A 17336-nucleotide genomic window follows, 5' to 3' on the forward strand; every position below is an offset into this window, starting at 1 on the left:
GGCCGTCGTCGCGCGTCCGACCTCTCCACCCCTGCGAAGGAGCACGATGAGTGCACTCGTCCTGGCCGGCGGCCAGGTGCTCGCGGACGGCGTCATCGACTTCAACGTCGGCGCCCTCGGCCGCAACTTCTGGTCGCTGACGGTCAGCGGCCTGACCTACGGCTCGATCTACGCGCTCGTCGCCGTCGGCTACACGCTCGTGTACGGCGTGCTGCGCCTCATCAACTTCGCGCACTCCGAGATCTTCATGCTCGGCATGTTCGGGCAGTACGCGACGCTCATGCTGCTCGGCTTCAACCCCAGCGGCGACGTCTACCAGCAGGGCGTGCTGCTCACGATCGTCTTCCTCGCCGTCGCCATGGTCGGCGGCATGGTGGTCTCCGGCGGCGCTGCCGTGGGCCTCGAGCGGATCGCCTACCGGCCGCTGCGCCGGCGCGGGGCGCCGCCGCTCGTCTTCCTCATCACCGCCATCGGCGCGTCGTTCGTCATCCAGGAGTTCGTGCACTTCGTGCTCCCGAGCCTGACCGGCAACACCCTCGGCGGCGTCAACGCCCAGCAGCCCATCCGCCTCGTGCAGCCCGCGACGCAGTTCGAGGTCTTCGGCGCACGGGTCTCGAACGTCGACCTCGTCATCGTCGCGTCCGCCCTCGTCCTCGCCTTCGCCGTCGACCGGTTCGTCAACGCGACGAAGTTCGGCCGCGGCATCCGGGCCGTGGCGCAGGACCCGGTGACGGCCACGCTCATGGGTGTGTCCCGCGAGCGCGTCATCATGCTGACGTTCCTCATCGGCGGCGTGCTCGCCGGCGCCGCGGCGCTGCTCTACACGCTCCGCGTGCCCAGCGGCATCATCTACTCCGGCGGCTTCATCCTCGGCATCAAGGCGTTCTCCGCCGCCGTCCTCGGCGGCATCGGCAACCTGCGCGGCGCGCTGCTCGGCGGCCTGCTCCTCGGCGTGATGGAGCTCTACGGCCAGGCCCTGTTCGGCACCGAGTGGCGCGACGTCGTGGCGTTCGTCCTGCTCATCCTCGTCCTCATGTTCCGGCCCACCGGCATCCTGGGCGAGTCCCTCGGGAAGGCACGCGCATGAGCACCGAGCTCACCACCACCGCCCCCGCCGCACCCCACCTGGGCGTCGGCGACCGCGTCCGCCTGTGGTGGGACGCCCTGCCCCGGCAGGCCCAGTGGGTCGTCGGCGTCGTCGGCGTCCTGCTCATCGCCCTGCTGCCGGTCCTGCGACCGCCGGTCCTCACGACCGTCGGCACGGACTTCGGCGGCGTGCTCGCGCAGTTCGGCATGTACGCGCTCCTCGCGATCGGGCTCAACGTGGTCGTCGGCCAGGCCGGCCTGCTCGACCTCGGCTACGTGGGCTTCTACGCCATCGGCGCCTACACCGTCGGCCTGCTGACCAGCCCGAGCAGCCCGTGGAACGCCACGGACGACTGGCTGTCGCGGGACTGGGCGTGGCTGGCGGCCCTGCCGCTCGCCGTGGCGGTCACCGCGGTCTCGGGGCTGATCCTCGGCACGCCGACCCTGCGGCTGCGCGGGGACTACCTGGCGATCGTCACCCTCGGCTTCGGCGAGATCGTCCGGCTCCTGGCCGACAACCTGTCGACCGTGACGGGCGGAGGGCGCGGCCTCAACCAGATCGCCTACCCGGTCGTCGCGCAGTCCGAGACGCGGCCCAACGGCATCTTCTCCGCCGGCAACACCGCGGTGCCGTTCAACTCCGGCACCTTCTGGTTCTGGCTGAGCCTCGTGCTCATCGTCGTGGTGCTCGTGATCGTGGGGAACCTCGAGCGCTCCCGCGTCGGCCGGGCCTGGGTGGCCATCCGCGAGGACGAGGACGCGGCCGAGATCATGGGCGTGCCCACCTTCAAGTTCAAGCTGTGGGCATTCCTCATCGGCGCCTCCATCGGCGGCCTGTCCGGGGCGCTGTACGCGGGCCAGGTGCAGTTCGTCGTGCCGACGACGTTCAACGTCATCAACTCGATGCTGTTCCTCTGCGCCGTCGTCCTCGGCGGCCAGGGCAACAAGCTCGGCGTCATCCTCGGGGCGTTCGCGGTGGTCTACCTGCCGAACTTCTTCCTCGGGCGCACCGAGCTGTTCGGCATCCCGATCGACGGCAACGCGATCGCCAACTACCGCTACCTGTTCTTCGGCGTCGCGCTCATGGTGCTCATGGTGTTCCGGCCGCAGGGCCTGTTCCCCGCGCGGCAGAAGCTGCTGACGTACGGCCGCGAGGTCTACGTCATGGCCCGCAAGGCGGCCACGGCCCTCGCGGGCCGCGGCGCGGGCACCGCCGCGGCGACGACGACCGACCGGCCCGGAGGTGCCCGATGACCCAGCCCGGAGGCATGGCCGCCGGTTCCGAGCACGGCGACGAGCACCTCGGCGACCCGGGGCGCGCGAACCGCCAGACGCCGGAGCAGTACCTGCCCGACGGCGGGGTGGAGCCGCCGGCCGCGTTCGACGTCGCCGACGTCCACCCCGAGCTGGCCGACGAGGCCGTCGTCGCGGAGATCGTCGCCCCCGACCGCGACATCCGCGCCGAGGTGGGCGAGCCGCTGCTGCAGATGCAGGGCGTGACGATGCGGTTCGGCGGCCTCACCGCCCTGGACGCCGTCACCTTCGACATCCGCCGCGGCGAGATCCTCGGCCTCATCGGCCCCAACGGCGCCGGCAAGACGACGTGCTTCAACGCGATGACCGGCGTCTACCGGCCCACCGAGGGCCAGGTCGTCTTCGACGGCAAGCCCCTGGGGAAGATCAAGCGCAACGAGATCACGCGCCTCGGCATCGCGCGCACCTTCCAGAACATCCGGCTCTTCAGCGACATGACGGCGCTGGAGAACGTGGTGGTGGGCACCGACGCGCGGCACCGGACCTCCGTGCCGGGGGCGGTCTTCCGCTCCAAGCGGCACCGCGCCGAGGAGCGCGACGCCCTCGACCGCGCGATGGCCCTCCTCGAGTTCGTCGGGGTCGGCAAGCGCGCCACCCAGCAGGCCCGCAACCTGCCGTACGGCGACCAGCGTCGCCTCGAGATCGCCCGGGCGCTGGCCACCGAGCCCAAGCTCCTCTGCCTCGACGAGCCGGCCGCCGGGTTCAACCCGGCCGAGAAGGTCGAGCTCATGGAGCTCATCCGCAAGATCCGCGACGACGGCTACACCGTCCTGCTCATCGAGCACGACATGCGCCTCGTCATGGGCGTGACCGACCGGGTCGTGGTGCTCGAGTTCGGCCGCAAGATCGCCGACGGCCTGCCGCGCGACGTCTCCGCCGACCCGGCCGTCATCGCCGCCTACCTGGGGGTCCCCGACGATGCCACTGCTTGAGCTCAAGGACCTGACGGTCTCCTACGGCCGCATCGAGGCCGTCCGCGGCATCTCGCTGACGGTGGAGGAGGGTGAGCTCGTCACCCTCATCGGCGCCAACGGCGCAGGCAAGACGACGACGATGCGTGCGGTCTCCGGCGTCCGGCCGCTGTCGCGCGGATCGGTGTGGTTCGACGGCCAGGACATCGCCAGGGTGAAGGCGCACGACCGCGTCAACCTCGGCATCGTCCAGGCGCCCGAGGGCCGCGGCGTGTTCCCGGGAATGACGGTCCTCGAGAACCTCGAGATGGGCTGCTACTCGCGCACGTTCCCGACGAGGGCCGCGCACGACGAGATGCTCGAGCACGTCCTCGAGCTGTTCCCGCGCCTGCGCGAGCGCAAGGACCAGCTCGGCGGGACGCTGTCCGGCGGCGAGCAGCAGATGGTCGCGATCGGCCGCGCGCTCATGGCCCGCCCGCGGCTCCTGCTGCTCGACGAGCCGTCGATGGGCCTCGCGCCGCTGGTCATCCAGCAGATCTTCCGGATCATCTCCGAGATCAACGGCGAGGGCACGACCATCCTCCTCGTCGAGCAGAACGCGCAGCAGGCGCTGTCGCGCTCGCACCGCGCGTACATCCTCGAGACGGGCGAGGTCATCAAGACCGGCGCCGGCAAGGACCTCCTCGCCGACCCGGCCGTCAAGGAGGCCTACCTGGGCGTCGCCTAGGGGGGCGGGTCCCGCGCGCCGTCGCGCGGGACCCGTCCCGCACGACGGTCAGGCGGTGCCGCTCGGGCCGGCCCCGGTCGCCGGCACAGCCGTCGCGCCCCGCTCGCGGCCCCCGTCGTCGACGGCGGAGGAGTCGTCCGTCGCGGCCTGCGGTACGGCAGCACGTGCCGGCCGCAGCCGGCGACGGAGGCCGGGGAGACGTCGACCACCGTCGGCGGGCGAGACGTCGACCACCGTCGCCCCCTCGACCTCGAGGCCGTCGTACTCGCCGATGTGGTCGACGAGCGCCGCCCGGCGTGCCCGCTCGTACGCGCGCGCCTCGCGGCCGAACGCGCGCACGGTGGCCCAGCAGATGAGGAGCATGACGACGCTGAAGGGCAGCGCGATGATGATCGCCGCCGTCTGCAGCGCGCCGAGACCCCCGGAGAGCAGGAGGGCCACGGCCAGCAGCGCGGAGACGAGCACGAAGAACACGCGCACCCAGCGCCGGGGCTCGATCTCGCCGCCGCTCGCGATCATCGCCATGACCAGCGCGCCGGAGTCGGACGAGGTGACGAAGAAGAGCGCGACGAGCACGATCGCCCCGACCACGAGCGCCGGCCCCGCGGGCAGCGTCTGCAGCACCGCGAACAGGGCGCCCTCGAGGTCCACGGTGCCGTCCGCACCCACCAGACCGCCCTCGCCGAACACCTCGCGGTGCAGCGCCGTCCCACCGAGCACCGCGAACCACACGAACGTCACCAGCGTGGGCACGAGCAGCACGCCGAGCACGAACTGCCGCACGGTCCGCCCCCGCGAGATGCGGGCGATGAAGATGCCGACGAAGGGCGCCCAGGAGATCCACCAGCCCCAGTAGAAGCTCGTCCAGGACGCCTGCCACGCCTCCCCGGCAGCGCCACGGAACGCGGTGACGTGGAAGGACACGCCGACCACGTTCTGCAGGTACACGCCGATGCCCTGCACGAGGTCCCGGAGCAGGAACAGCGTCGGCCCGGCGACGAGCACCACCACGACGAGCAGCCCCGCGAGCACGAGGTTCGCGTTCGAGAGCCACTTCATGGCCCGTGTCACGCCCGACAGGACCGAGGCCAGCACGGCCAGCGTGGTGACGCCGGTGAGGACGACCTGCAGCCCGGTGCTCACCTGCAGCAGGCCGATGCTGCTGAGGCCGGAGCTGATCTGCACGACGCCGAAGCCGAGCGACGTCGCGACGCCGAACAGGGTGCCGACCAGGGCCACGACGTCGACGAGGTCGCCCCAGCCGCCCCGCACCCGGCGACCGAGCAGGGGCTCGAGCGCCCACCGGATCGAGACCGGCCGGCCGCGCCGGTGGATGGCGTACGCGAGGGCGAGACCCACCACGACGTAGATCGCCCAGGCGTGCAGCCCCCAGTGCAGGTAGGTCTGCGCCAGGGCCTGCTGCGCGAGCTCCGAGGGGGTGCCGGTGACACCGGGGCGCGGGGACGCGAAGTGGCTGAGGGGCTCGCTCACGCCGTAGAACACGAGGCCGATCCCCATCCCCGCGGCGAAGAGCAGGGCGAACCAGGAACGGGTGCTGAACTCCGGTGTGTCGTCGTCGCGCCCGAGCCGCAGGTCGCCGTGCCGGCCGAAGCCGAACCACAGGCTCATGGCGACGAAGAACGCCACGACGAGGACGTAGTACCAGCTGAAGCCGCGGACGATCGACCCCTGCACCGCGGACAGCGCACCGCCGACGGCGCGGGGCGCGAGGATCGCGGCGAGGGCCGCCGAGACGGTGAGCACCGCGGCCGGCCAGAAGACCCGGCGGGCGACGGACGGGCGGGGTGCGGCGTGGGTCTGGCTCATGGGTTCTCTCCGGCCGGGAGCGGGGTGCCGACCGCCAGGACGACGGCCTCGCTGCCGGGTCTCGACGCGCGCCGTAGGTGCCGACACCGTACGCCGCCCGGCAGCACGACGCCCCGCCGTCCAGGAGGACGGCGGGGCGTCGTCGTCACCGGCGCCCGGGGAGCAGGTCCCCGGTGCCGGTGGGTGCTGCGGGTGTCAGGCCGCGACGACCTTGACGGTCACCGTGGCGGCGACCTCGGCGTGCAGCCGGACGGACACCTTGTACTCGCCCGTGGCCTTGATGGGCTGGGCGATCTCGATCTTGCGGCGGTCGACCGCGGGCGCGCCGGCCTCCGTCACCGCGGCGGCGATGTCGGCGGTCGTCACCGCGCCGAACAGCCGCCCGCCGGCACCGGCGGTGGCCCGCACGACGACCGGCCGGGACTGCAGGGAGTCGCGCGTGGCGCGCGCCTCGTCGAGCGTCGCGATCTCGCGCGCCTTGCGGGCCTTGCGGATGGCGGAGACGTCCTTCTCGGCGCCCTTGCTCCACGCCGTGGCGAGGCCGCGGGGCACGAGGTAGTTGCGGGCGTACCCGTCCTTCACCTCGACGACGTCCCCGGGGGCACCGAGACCGGTGACCTCGTGGGTCAGGATGAGCTTGGCCATGGTGGTCCCCTCTCTCAGCGCGCCGACGACGAGTACGGCAGCAGGGCCATCTCGCGCGCGTTCTTGACGGCGCGGGCGATCGCGCGCTGCTCCTGCACGGACACCCCGGTCACCCGGCGCGCACGGATCTTCCCGCGGTCGGAGATGAACTTGCGCAGCAGCGCGGTGTCCTTGTAGTCGACCACGTCGATCTTGGCGACCTTGAGCGGGTTCTGCTTCTTCTTGGGCTTGCGGACGACGGGCTTGGCCATCGCGGTGCTCCTTCTGCTGGAGCCCCGAGCGTTGCCGTGCTCGGGGATGTGGGTGTCAGGGGTGGGTCGCACCCGTCAGGCGCGACCCGGTGGGGACGTCGGTCAGAACGGGGGCTCGTCGGAGTAGCCGCCGCCGGACGAGCCGCTCGCGGGCGTGGCCCACGGGTCGTCGGCCTGGCCGCCGCCGCCGGAGGACGAGCCGCCGCCGTAGCCGCCGCCTCCGCTGCCGCCGCCGTAGCCGCCACCACCTCCGCCGCCGAACCCCCCGCCGCCGCCACCGGACCGCTGGGTCCGGGTGACCTTGGCCGAGGCGTAGCGCAGGGAGGGGCCGACCTCGTCGACCTGCAGCTCGACGACGGTGCGCTTCTCGCCCTCGCGCGTCTCGTACTCGCGCTGGACGAGCCGGCCGACCGCGATGACGCGGGTGCCCTTCGTCAGCGACTCGGCGACCTGCTCGGCCGCCTCGCGCCAGATGGAGCAGCGCATGAACAGCGTGGTCCCGTCCTTCCACTCGTTCGACTGGCGGTCGAACGTGCGGGGGGTCGAGGCCACCGTGAAGTTGGCGACGGCTGCGCCCGAGGGCGTGAACCGCAGCTCCGGGTCACCCGTGAGGTTCCCGATGACCGTGATGACGGTCTCTCCTGCCATGACTGCTGCTCCCTCCGAGAGCTGGACCTGCGACGCGACGACGGACGTGCGACGGCCGCCCGCGGGCGGCCCCGCCGGTCACCCTAGGGACGGGCGCCCACACGCGTGGACGGTCGTCCCCAGGACCGGCGGTGCGACGTCACTTCTCGGCGCGGAGGACCTTCGTGCGCAGGACGGCCTCGTTCAGGCCGAGCTGGCGGTCGAGCTCCTTGGCCGTGGCCGGGGTCGCCTGGAAGTCGACGACCGCGTAGATGCCCTCGGACTTCTTCGCGATGTCGTAGGCGAGGCGACGGCGGCCCCAGATGTCGACCTTGTCCACGCTGCCGCCGTCGGTCTTGACGACGGTCAGGTAGCGGTCGAGCGACGGGGCGACGGTGCGCTCCTCGATCTCGGGGTCGAGGATGATCATGATCTCGTACTGACGCAGGCTCATACCCACCTCCTCTGGTCTCGGCGGTCACGGTCGGTCCGTGACAGGAGGGTGTGTGCGTCGCGGCGCCGTCCCGGCCGGGAGGCAGGGGTGCAGGCGCAGCAGCGGACCAGGCTACCCGGTCGGCGCCGCGCCCGACGAATCCCCTGCCCCGCCGCCCGCACCGTCCCCGGCGTCCTCGCCGCCGGGGGCCGGGGTGGGCGCGGTCGTCGCCGGCGGTGCCGTCGGCGCCGGCGCGGCGGGCGCCCCGGACGACACCACGACCCGCACGGCGTCGCCCGCCGCGAGCGCGGCCCCGGCCCCCGGCTCGAGCCGCACGACGCGCCCCGCGGCGATCTCCGCGGAGGGCTCGGCGACGACCTCCGCCGCCAGCCCGGCGCCCTGCAGCGCGGCGACGGCGTCGGCCTGCAGCGTCCCGACGAGGCCCGACGGCACGGTCACGGCCGCCGGCTCCGCGGTCGGCGTCGCGCTCGGCGTGGGCGTCGGGGTCGCGGACGGCGTCGTCGTCGGCGTGGCGCGGCCGCCCACCCCGGCGCGCGGCGGGAAGTCCCGCACCGCGGCGAACCGGGGCTGGTCGAGCACGGGGTCCATGTAGGTCGCCCACAGGACCGCCGGCCACGTGCTCCCCGTGATCTCGCGGACGCCGCCGAACGGCGTGACGGTGACGGGGTTCTTGCCGAACCCGCCCTCGTCGTACTGCGTGAGGACCACGGCGGTGGCGATGGTCGGCGTGTACCCGACGAACCACGCCGACAGGTTGTCCGTCGAGGAGCCGGTCTTGCCCGCGACGGGCACGTCGATGACGCGCCCCACGTTCCGCTGCCCCGTGCCCCGCTCGACGACCTGCGTCATGGCGTACGTCGCGTCGGCCATGACGTCGGCCGCGAACACCTGCGTCCGGGTGCTCTGCGCCGTGTACGCCACCGTCCCGTCGGAGTAGGTCGCGGACCGCACCACGAACGGGTCGGAGTGGAAGCCCTGCGCGGCGAACGTGGCGAAGGCGTCCGCCATGTCGAGCGGGTGCACGAAGTCGATGCCCAGCACGTTCGACGCCCTGTCCGGCATCACGGCCGTCCGGATGCCGGCGCGCTGCGCGACGTCCGCGGTCGCCGCCGGCCCCACCTGCACGTTGAGCTGCGCGTAGACCGTGTTGACCGAGTCCTGCGTGGCACGGACGAGGTCGATGCGTCCGTAGTCCGTGCCGCCGAAGTTGCTCACGTCCTCGCCGGGGTTCCCCCAGCCCTCCGGCTCCTGCGGCGAGTTGCCGTTGTACGTCGTCGTCAGCGGGATGCCCTGCTCGAGGGCCGCCACCAGCGTGAACGGCTTGAACGTCGAGGCCGCCTGCGCGGTGAGGTAGGTGGCCGCGTCGCGCGCGTCGGCCAGGTAGTCCTGCCCGCCGTACAGGGCGACGACGCCGCCGTCCGCCGGGTCGACGGAGACGATCGCCAGCCGCGCGGCGGGGTCCGGGGCCGACCCGCCCGCGAGCGTGCCGTCCCAGAGGCTCGTCGCGGTGGCGACGGCCTGGTCCTGCGCCGCCTTGTCGAACGTCGTGTCGATGGCCAGGCCTGCGCGCTTGAGCTCGTCCTCGGTCATCCCGAGCCGGTCCTGCGCCTCGGCCTCGACGAGCTTGAGCAGGTACCCCGTCGGCCCGGCGTAGGTCTGCGACTCCTCCTCGACGACCGTCTCCGGGAACACCGCCGCGTCCCGGTCGGCGGCCGTGATCCACCCGTCCTCGGTCATGAGGTCCAGCACCCGCTCCCAGCGCTGCTGCGCGCGCTCGGGGTTCGTCGCCGGTTCCCAGTTGTTGGGCGAGGGGATGATCCCGGCCAGGAGCGCCGCCTGGCTGATGGTCAGCTGCGCGGCGTCGACGCCGAAGTAGGCCTGGGACGCCTCCTGGATGCCGTAGGTGTCGCGGCCGAAGTACACGGTGTTGAGGTAGCGGTCGAGGACCTGGTCCTTCGACTCCTGCCGCGAGATCTTCAGCGCCAGCAGGGCCTCCTTGGCCTTGCCGACGTACCCGATCGTCGAGCGCTCCGTGTAGTAGTTCTTCACGTACTGCTGGGTGAGCGTCGAGGCGCCCTGCGTGTCCCCGCCGCGCACGTTGTTGACGAACGCGCGCGCGATCCCCGTCACGGAGATCCCGCGGTTCGTCCAGAACGAGCGGTCCTCCGAGGCGACCACGGCGTTGCCGACGTAGTCGGGCAGGGTCGAGGTGTCGACGATCGTCCGCTGCAGCCCGGGCAGCTCGCCCATGACCTCGCCGCGGGTGCCGTCGGCGTTGCCCCAGTAGACCGTCGTCGTCTGGTACGTGGCCTCCTCGCCCGGCGCGGGCACGTCCACCAGCGCGTACGCGGCGACGCCGAGGCCCACGACGAGCAGCAGCAGCCCGACGAGGGACCCGAGCACGACGCGCCAGGTCGGCGCGAACCGCCGCCAGCCCGTCCGCCGACGACGGCCGGCGCGACCGCGTCCCGCGCCCCCGGACGGGGCCGCCCCGGCAGCACCCGTCGTGCGGCCGCCGGGCCCGCGCCCGGTGGCGCGTCCGGCCCCGCTCGCGGCCGTGCGCGGCACGCGTCGCGGCGCGCCCGACCCCTGTCCGTCCCTGCCGGCCACTGCTGCCACACCCCTCGTCGTCCGGGCCGGGAGGTGCCCCGGCGACGGTCCAGTATGCGGCGGGCCCTCCCACCCGCCGCCGCCCGGGACCGCCGGCGGGACGCACGTCCCCCGGACCGGCGCGCGACCTCCACAGGACACGCACACGCCGTACCACGTCCCCGGTTGTCGCCCGGGGCGCGCGCCCCCTAGTCTCCCGATGTATCCACTCGATACATCGGGTGCACGACGAGCAGGACGAGGGGCAGGTGACCACGGTGCGCGCACGCCAGCAGGTGCTCGAGACCGCGATCCTCGGCCTCCTGCACGACGCCCCCATGCACGGGTACGAGCTGCGCAAGCACCTCAACCTCGTGCTCGGGTCGTTCCGCGCGCTGTCCTACGGCTCGCTGTACCCGTGCCTGCGGGGCCTCGTGTCCCGCGGCTGGATCGAGGGCACCGAGACCATGGACGGTCCGGCCGTGTCCACCCGGCGGGCACGCATCGTCTACGCGCTGACGCCCGCGGGCAAGGAGCACCTCCAGGCGGAGCTGGCCACGTCCGGCCCCGCCTCGTGGGAGGACGAGCACTTCGACGTCCGGTTCGCCTTCTTCGGGCAGACGGACGCCGAGACACGGCTGCGCATCCTCGAGGGCCGCCGCTCGCGGCTCACCGAGCGGCTCGACACCGTCCGCCAGGGCCTGGACCGGGCCCGCGGCCGCGTCGACGAGTACACCCTCGAGCTCCAGCGCCACGGCCTGGACCTCGTCGAGCGCGAGGTCCGCTGGCTCGACGAGCTCATCGCCCACGAGCGGGGCAGCACCACCCACCCGACCACCGGTGGCGGCCGTCCGGCCGACCCCGGTCCCACCGACGCCATGCGGGCGGTGCGGCAGGACAGGCCTGTCGTCGACCCCGGGCGCACCACCCAGAAGGAGCGAGGATGACCTCCATCCGCGTCGCCATCGCCGGCGTCGGCAACTGCGCCGCGTCGCTGGTCCAGGGCGTGCACTTCTACGCCGACGCCGACCCGCAGCAGCGGGTCCCGGGCCTCATGCACGTCGAGCTCGGCGGCTACCACGTGCGCGACATCGAGTTCGTCGCCGCGTTCGACGTCGACGCGAAGAAGGTCGGCTTCGACCTCTCGGAGGCGATCCTCGCCTCGGAGAACAACACCATCAAGATCGCGGACGTCCCGCCGCTGGGCGTCACGGTCCAGCGCGGCCCGACGAGCGACGGCCTGGGCAAGTACTACTCCGCGACGATCGAGGAGTCGGACGCCGAGCCCGTCGACGTCGTCCAGGCGCTGAAGGACGCGAAGGTCGACGTCCTCATCTCCTACCTGCCCGTGGGCTCGGAGGATGCCGACAAGTTCTACGCGCAGTGCGCGATCGACGCCGGCGTCGCCTTCGTCAACGCGCTGCCGGTCTTCATCGCCTCCGACCCCGAGTGGGCCAAGAAGTTCGAGGACGCGGGCGTGCCGATCGTCGGCGACGACATCAAGTCCCAGGTCGGCGCGACGATCACGCACCGCGTGCTCGCCCGCCTCTTCGAGGACCGCGGCGTCGTGCTGGACCGCACCTACCAGCTCAACGTCGGCGGCAACATGGACTTCAAGAACATGCTCGAGCGCGAGCGCCTGGAGTCCAAGAAGCTGTCGAAGACGCAGGCCGTCACGTCGAACATCGACGAGGGCCCGCTGGCCGGCAAGAAGGAGGACCGCAACGTCCACATCGGCCCCTCGGACTACGTCGCGTGGCTCGACGACCGCAAGTGGGCGTACGTGCGCCTCGAGGGCCGCGCCTTCGGCGAGGTCCCGCTGAACCTCGAGTACAAGCTCGAGGTGTGGGACTCCCCGAACTCCGCGGGCATCATCATCGACGCCCTGCGCTGCGCCAAGATCGCCAAGGACCGCGGCGTCGGCGGACCGGTGGACCCGGCCTCGACGTACTTCATGAAGTCGCCGCGCGTGCAGCTCGAGGACCAGCGGGGCCGCCAGGTCCTCGAGGCCTTCATCGCGGGTGAGGACGCCTGACGCGTCGTCCCCCCGCAGGTCCGCACGTCACGACGACCCCGGTGCGCCCGCGCCGGGGTCGTCGTGCGTCCGTCCGTGCGTCCGTCCGTGCGTCCGTCCGTGCGTCCGGTGCCGGACGCGGACGTGGTGGCCTGTCGGCGCGGGGTCGTAGCCTGCGCGGGTGCAGGTGATCGACGACCTCCGGGCCCTGGTGCCGCTGCCCGGGTTCCGGCGGCTGCTCGCCGTGCGCCTGACGAGCCAGACCGGGGACGGGCTGTTCCAGGCCGGGCTGGCGACCCTGTTCTTCTTCTCGCCCGAGAGCGCGAGCACCGCGACCGGGGTCGCGACGGCGTTCGCCGTGCTCCTGCTGCCGTTCACCGTCGTCGGCCCCTGGGCGGGAGTCCTGCTCGACCGGTGGCGGCGGCGGGGGGTCCTCGTCGTCGGCAACCTCGTGCGCGTCGCGCTGACGCTCGTCCTCGCGGCGCTCATGGTGACGGTCGGGGTGGGTCCGGCCGTCTACGTCCTGGCGCTCGTCTGCCTGTCCGTGAACCGCTTCCTCCTCGCGGCGCTCTCCACGTCGCTGCCCCGGGTCGTCGAGGGCGAGCGGCTGCTCACCGCCAACGCGCTCACGCCGACCCTCGGCGCGGCCGCCGCCGGTGCCGCCGCGGGGGCCGGGGTGCTGCTCGGCGTCGTCGTGCCGGCGGGCGGGGTGCGGGACGTCGTCCCGCTGCTCCTCGCCGCGGCGGCGATGGCGGTGGCCGCCGCACTGGCGTCGCGGTTCGCGCCGGACGGGCTCGGGCCCGACGCCGTCGTGGCCGGCGCCGCGCTCGCGCGGGCCCTGCGCTCGCTGGTCGGGGGGCTGGCGGAGGGCGCGCGGCACCTCGTCGCCCGCCGCACGCCGGCCGCGGCGCTCGGCGTCATGGCCTGGCACCGCTTCCTCTACGGCACCGTGTTCATGGCGAGCATCCTCATCTCCCGCAACCTGCTCGCCGACCCGGCCGATCCCGCGGCCGGCCTCGCGGTCTTCGGCGGGGTGCTGGCGGCGTCCGGCGCGGGCTTCGCGCTGGCGGTCGTCGTCACGCCCCTCGTCGCGCCGCGCCTCGGCCCCCAGCGCTGGGTCGTCGTCTGCCTGCTCGTCGCCGCCGCGAGCCAGCTCCTCGTCACGGTCACCGTGGCGCGGTGGGCGCTGCTGCTGGCGGCGGCGGTGCTGGGGCTGGCGGCGCAGGCGGCCAAGATCGCGGTGGACACCGTGGTGCAGCGGGACACCGCCGACGCGTACCGGGGCCGGGCCTTCGCCCTCTACGACGTCCTCTACAACGCGGCCTTCGTCGGGGCCGCCGCGCTCGGCGCCGCCGCCCTGCCCGACGACGGGTGGTCGCCGCCGCTGTTCGCCGCCCTCGCCGTGGCGTACGTCGCCGGGGCCGCCGGGTACGCGGCCGTGTCCCGCACCGACCGGCGCACGGGCGACCTCGAGCGGGTGGCGGCGTGAGCGGGGACCGCGCCGTGACCGCCACCGGCTGGTCCGCGGAGGACGCCGCGGACCTCGTCTCCGACCACCTGCTCGTGCGTGCCGCCCGCGACAGCGGCGTGGCGGTCACGCTGTCCGACCCGCACCTGCCCGACGAGCCCGTCGTCTGGGTCAACGACGCGTTCACGGCGCTCACCGGGTACACCCCGGCCGACGTGCTCGGTCGCAACTGCCGGTTCCTCCAGGGGCCCGGCACCGACCGGACCGCCGCGGCCACCCTCGACCGCCGCGTGAGCCTCGCCGACACGCAGACGCAGGTGCTGCTCAACTACCGCAAGGACGGCACGCCGTTCTGGAACCAGATGATCATCGCGCCGGTGCACGACGAGGCGGGCCGCATCACCCACCGCATCGGCATCCAGGTCGACGCCACCGACCGCGTGCGTCTCGAGCAGGTCCGCGACGTCGAGCTGGAGCTCGCGCAGGCGACGACCGCGCGGCTGGACCTGCTGGCCCGGGTGAGCGACGCGCTCGCCTCCCGGCTCGACTACGCCGACGCGGTGGACACGCTGGCCGACGTGGCGGTCCCGGCCCTGGCCACGTGGGGCTTCGTCGTCACCACCGACGAGGCGCGGCGGGTGGAGCGGCTGCACGTCGTCACCCGGGACCGGGCGCGGCGGGAGGACGCCCTGGCGCTCGAGCACGACACCATCGGCTGGCTGTCGCGCTCCCCGCGCGTCAACGCGGCGCTGCGCGGCGAGGACCAGCACGTGTCGGCGCCCTGGGACGTGGTGCCGGATGAGGTGGCGACGCGCACGACGCCCGAGCAGTTCCGCATCCTGGAGCGCCTCGGCCTCGGCAGCGCCCTCGTCGTGCCGTTGCGCGCCCGCGGACGGGTCATCGGCGCCATCGTCCTCGTGCACCGCGAGGCGGGCGGGTTCGGCGCCGAGACCGTCGTGACGGCGGCCCACCTCGGCCGCCGGGCCGGGCTCACGCTCGACAACGTGCGGCTCTACCTGCGCGAGCGGACGTCCGCCCTGACCCTGCAGCACAGCCTGCTGCCGGAGATCCCGGACCTGCCCGGCATGGACGTGGCGGCCCGTTACCTGCCGTCCGGGCAGCGGGCCGAGGTCGGCGGGGACTGGTTCGACGTGCTGCCGCTGAAGTCGGGGCGCGTGGGGCTCGCGGTCGGGGACGTCGTCGGTCACGACATGCAGGCCGCCGGCGCCATGGGCCAGCTCCGGTCGATGCTGCGCTCGGCGGCGTGGCGCGAGACGGACCCCGTGGCCGCCCTCGCCGAGGTCGACGAGCTCGTGCGCGCGCTCGACATCGGCGCCATCGCCACGGTCGTGCACCTGGTCTGGGACCAGGACGGCGACGGCGCGCGGGTCGTCTTCGCGCAGGCCGGGCACCCGCCCGCGCTCGTGCGTCGCCCCGACGGCACGGTGGAGCGGCTCGACGGCGCCCTGAGCCGTCCCGTCGGCCTCGGCCCGATGGACCCCACGGCCCAGCGCGAGGTCCGGCTCGAGCTGGGTGCGGTGCTCGTCGCCTACAGTGACGGGCTCGTCGAGCGGCGCGACCGTCCCCTGGTCGAGGGGATCGCCGCCCTCGAGCGGGCGCTGGCCGAGGCGCCGTTCGACGCGGGGTCCGCCGGCGTGCGCGACCACCTGCTGGCGCGGCTGGTGCCGGAGCGCCCGGAGGACGACCTCTGCCTGCTGGTGGTCCGGCACCGGTAGCAGCACCGGTAGCAGCACCGGTAGCGGCACCGGAGGAGCCACCCCGGGCGGTCCGACGGCACGGCCCTCAGGACCCCGCGGCGCCCGTCCGGTCGGCCCACCAGCGCAGGAGTTCCGCGCGAGCGACGTCCTCGCCCAGCGGGCCGCGCTCCATCCGCAGCCCGAGCAGGTAGCCGTAGGCGGCGCCGACCTCCCGGCCCGGCGGGATGCCGAGGACCTCCATGATCTGCGTGCCGTCGAGGTCCGGGCGGACCGCCGCCAGCTCCTCGGCCTCCTGCAGCCGGACGATGCGCGCCTCGAGGTCGTCGTAGGCCGCCGAGAGCCGCCGCGCCTTGCGCACGTTGCGCGTCGTGCAGTCCGAACGCGTCAGGCGGTGCAGGCGCTGCAGCAGCGGCCCGGCGTCCGTGACGTACCGGCGCACGGCCGAGTCCGTCCACTCGCCCTCGCCGTAGCCGTGGAACCGCAGGTGCAGCTCCGTCAGCCGGGCGACGTCCTTCACGGTCTGCTTGTCGAACCGCAGGGCCTTGAGCCGCGCGGACGCGAGCTTGGCGCCCACCACCTCGTGGTGGTGGAAGCTGACCCCGCCACCCGTCTCGAAACGGCGCGTGCGCGGCTTGCCGACGTCGTGCAGCAGGGCGGCCAGCCGCAGGACGAGGTCGGGCCCCGGCACCGGGCCGTCGGGACCCGTCTCCAGCGCGATCGCCCGGTCGAGCACGGTCAGCGAGTGCTCGTACACGTCCTTGTGCCGGTGGTGCTCGTCGATCTCGAGCTGCAGCGCCGGCAGCTCCGGCAGCACGTGGGCGGCCAGGCCGGAGTCGACGAGGAGCTCCAGCCCGGGCCGGGGCCGGGCCGCCAGCAGCAGCTTCGTCAGCTCGTCGCGCACCCGCTCGGCGGAGACGATCGTGATCCGGTCGGCCATCGCCCGGACCGCCGCGTCCGCCGCCGGGTCCAGCGCCATGCCGAGCTGCGCCGCGAAGCGCGCCGCGCGCATCATGCGCAGGGGGTCGTCGTCGAAGGACCGGTCCGGTGCGATGGGCGTGCGCAGCACCCCGGCCGCCAGGTCCGCCAGCCCGTCGAACGGGTCGACGAACACGAGGTCCGGCAGACGCACCGCCATGGCGTTGACGGTGAAGTCGCGCCGCGACAGGTCGCCCTCGAGCGTGTCCCCGAAGGCGACGAGGGGCTTGCGGGAGGCCGGGTCGTAGGCGTCGGTGCGGTAGGTCGTCACCTCGGCGACGACGTCCTGCCCGCCCGCCACCCGGCGCCGGGCGCCGATGGTCCCGAAGGCCTTGCCGATGTCCCAGTGCGCGTCGCCCCAGCGGGCGAGCAGCCGCTGCGTCTCGTCGGGGGAGGCAGAGGTGGCGAAGTCGAGGTCGGCGCTCACGCGCCCGAGGAAGGCGTCGCGAACCGGCCCGCCGACGAGCGCGAGCTCGTGCCCCGCCGCGCGGAACCGCTCCCCGAGCTCGCGCGCCTCCGCCGGGAGACCGGCCAGGACCCCCGCGGCGCGCCGGCGCAGGGCGTCGAGGTCGGCACCCGCCGCACCACCGACCACACCCCCCGACACGCCACCCTGCGGACGCGGCGTCCCTCCGGCGACGAGGGGCTCCCCGTCGCCGGGCGCGTCCGGACGGGTCGTCGGCCTGGGCTCGTGCGCGAGGTCGGCCGGCTGCTCGTGCGCGAGGTCGGC

15 protein-coding genes are annotated in these 17336 nt (G+C 73.8%); 8 read left to right on the forward strand and 7 right to left on the reverse strand.

What is annotated here, in order from left to right; translation table 11 throughout:
- Positions 1 to 46 precede the first annotated feature (46 nt).
- From BM048_RS09620 to BM048_RS09635, 4 genes are read left to right on the forward strand one after another with little or no spacing between them, the layout of a single operon-like run.
- Positions 47 to 1087: a branched-chain amino acid ABC transporter permease gene (locus tag BM048_RS09620; protein ID WP_090032683.1), complete on the forward strand. Its 1041-nt coding sequence runs from the start codon at positions 47 to 49 to the stop codon at positions 1085 to 1087.
- Positions 1084 to 2340, forward strand: a complete 1257-nt coding sequence (locus BM048_RS09625) for a branched-chain amino acid ABC transporter permease (RefSeq protein WP_090032685.1) — start codon at positions 1084 to 1086, stop codon at positions 2338 to 2340. Before BM048_RS09620 ends, BM048_RS09625 begins: the two co-directional genes overlap by 4 nt.
- Positions 2337 to 3332, forward strand: a complete 996-nt coding sequence (locus BM048_RS09630; protein ID WP_090032687.1) for an ABC transporter ATP-binding protein — start codon at positions 2337 to 2339, stop codon at positions 3330 to 3332. The genes BM048_RS09625 and BM048_RS09630 overlap by 4 nt, the downstream gene beginning before the upstream one ends.
- Positions 3319 to 4038, forward strand: coding sequence for an ABC transporter ATP-binding protein (locus BM048_RS09635; protein ID WP_090032689.1), 720 nt, complete (start codon positions 3319 to 3321; stop codon positions 4036 to 4038). The genes BM048_RS09630 and BM048_RS09635 overlap by 14 nt, the downstream gene beginning before the upstream one ends.
- 48 nt (positions 4039 to 4086) lie before the next feature.
- On the opposite strand, the gene BM048_RS09640 is transcribed toward BM048_RS09635, so the two are convergent.
- The 6 genes from BM048_RS09640 to BM048_RS09665 all read right to left on the reverse strand — a co-directional run bounded on the left by BM048_RS09640 (position 4087) and on the right by BM048_RS09665 (position 10245).
- Positions 4087 to 5865, reverse strand: coding sequence for a BCCT family transporter (locus BM048_RS09640; protein WP_090032690.1), 1779 nt, complete (start codon positions 5863 to 5865; stop codon positions 4087 to 4089).
- Positions 5866 to 6060: 195 nt separating this feature from the next.
- Positions 6061 to 6510 carry a 50S ribosomal protein L9 gene (gene rplI, locus BM048_RS09645; protein ID WP_090032692.1) on the reverse strand — a complete coding sequence of 150 codons (450 nt, stop codon included), beginning with the start codon at positions 6508 to 6510 and terminating at the stop codon, positions 6061 to 6063.
- 14 nt (positions 6511 to 6524) lie between these two features.
- Positions 6525 to 6761: a 30S ribosomal protein S18 gene (rpsR, locus tag BM048_RS09650; RefSeq protein WP_090032693.1), complete on the reverse strand. Its 237-nt coding sequence runs from the start codon at positions 6759 to 6761 to the stop codon at positions 6525 to 6527.
- A gap of 102 nt (positions 6762 to 6863) precedes the next feature.
- On the reverse strand, positions 6864 to 7409 hold the full coding sequence (locus BM048_RS09655; protein WP_090032695.1) for a single-stranded DNA-binding protein: 546 nt from the start codon (positions 7407 to 7409) through the stop codon (positions 6864 to 6866).
- A gap of 139 nt (positions 7410 to 7548) precedes the next feature.
- Positions 7549 to 7842 carry a 30S ribosomal protein S6 gene (gene rpsF, locus BM048_RS09660; RefSeq protein ID WP_090032697.1) on the reverse strand — a complete coding sequence of 98 codons (294 nt, stop codon included), beginning with the start codon at positions 7840 to 7842 and terminating at the stop codon, positions 7549 to 7551.
- 111 nt (positions 7843 to 7953) lie between these two features.
- Positions 7954 to 10245 carry a transglycosylase domain-containing protein gene (locus BM048_RS09665; protein WP_139224403.1) on the reverse strand — a complete coding sequence of 764 codons (2292 nt, stop codon included), beginning with the start codon at positions 10243 to 10245 and terminating at the stop codon, positions 7954 to 7956.
- 464 nt (positions 10246 to 10709) lie between these two features.
- On the opposite strand from BM048_RS09665, the gene BM048_RS09670 reads away from it, so the two are divergent.
- From BM048_RS09670 to BM048_RS09685, 4 genes are all read left to right on the forward strand, one after another.
- Positions 10710 to 11378, forward strand: a complete 669-nt coding sequence (locus tag BM048_RS09670; protein ID WP_090032773.1) for a PadR family transcriptional regulator — start codon at positions 10710 to 10712, stop codon at positions 11376 to 11378.
- On the forward strand, positions 11375 to 12466 hold the full coding sequence (locus BM048_RS09675) for an inositol-3-phosphate synthase (protein WP_090032702.1): 1092 nt from the start codon (positions 11375 to 11377) through the stop codon (positions 12464 to 12466). Before BM048_RS09670 ends, BM048_RS09675 begins: the two co-directional genes overlap by 4 nt.
- 160 nt (positions 12467 to 12626) lie before the next feature.
- The gene (locus BM048_RS09680) at positions 12627 to 13934 is read left to right on the forward strand and encodes an MFS transporter (RefSeq protein ID WP_090032704.1); all 1308 of its coding nucleotides are present in this window, start codon (positions 12627 to 12629) and stop codon (positions 13932 to 13934) included.
- The gene (locus tag BM048_RS09685; RefSeq protein WP_239078761.1) at positions 13931 to 15649 is read left to right on the forward strand and encodes a SpoIIE family protein phosphatase; all 1719 of its coding nucleotides are present in this window, start codon (positions 13931 to 13933) and stop codon (positions 15647 to 15649) included. The genes BM048_RS09680 and BM048_RS09685 overlap by 4 nt, the downstream gene beginning before the upstream one ends.
- 67 nt (positions 15650 to 15716) lie before the next feature.
- Here BM048_RS09685 and BM048_RS09690 read toward each other — a convergent pair whose 3' ends face one another.
- The gene (locus BM048_RS09690) at positions 15717 to 17165 is read right to left on the reverse strand and encodes a CCA tRNA nucleotidyltransferase (protein WP_239078775.1); all 1449 of its coding nucleotides are present in this window, start codon (positions 17163 to 17165) and stop codon (positions 15717 to 15719) included.
- Positions 17166 to 17336: the final 171 nt, after the last annotated feature.

The sequence above is a fragment of the Cellulomonas marina genome (genome assembly GCF_900111925.1).
GTDB classification, from domain to species: domain Bacteria; phylum Actinomycetota; class Actinomycetes; order Actinomycetales; family Cellulomonadaceae; genus Cellulomonas; species Cellulomonas marina.

Excerpts from the sequence above, each read along its gene's own strand:
- BM048_RS09655 (WP_090032695.1), bottom strand. The coding sequence starts at position 7,409 with ATGGCAGGAGAGACCGTCATCACGGTCATCGGGAACCTCACGGGTGAC.
- BM048_RS09675 (WP_090032702.1), top strand. The coding sequence starts at position 11,375 with ATGACCTCCATCCGCGTCGCCATCGCCGGCGTCGGCAACTGCGCCGCG.
- rplI (WP_090032692.1), bottom strand. The coding sequence starts at position 6,510 with ATGGCCAAGCTCATCCTGACCCACGAGGTCACCGGTCTCGGTGCCCCC.
- BM048_RS09625 (WP_090032685.1), top strand. The coding sequence starts at position 1,084 with ATGAGCACCGAGCTCACCACCACCGCCCCCGCCGCACCCCACCTGGGC.
- BM048_RS09620 (WP_090032683.1), top strand. The coding sequence starts at position 47 with ATGAGTGCACTCGTCCTGGCCGGCGGCCAGGTGCTCGCGGACGGCGTC.
- BM048_RS09630 (WP_090032687.1), top strand. The coding sequence starts at position 2,337 with ATGACCCAGCCCGGAGGCATGGCCGCCGGTTCCGAGCACGGCGACGAG.
- BM048_RS09640 (WP_090032690.1), bottom strand. The coding sequence starts at position 5,865 with ATGAGCCAGACCCACGCCGCACCCCGCCCGTCCGTCGCCCGCCGGGTC.
- rpsF (WP_090032697.1), bottom strand. The coding sequence starts at position 7,842 with ATGAGCCTGCGTCAGTACGAGATCATGATCATCCTCGACCCCGAGATC.
- rpsR (WP_090032693.1), bottom strand. The coding sequence starts at position 6,761 with ATGGCCAAGCCCGTCGTCCGCAAGCCCAAGAAGAAGCAGAACCCGCTC.
- BM048_RS09635 (WP_090032689.1), top strand. The coding sequence starts at position 3,319 with ATGCCACTGCTTGAGCTCAAGGACCTGACGGTCTCCTACGGCCGCATC.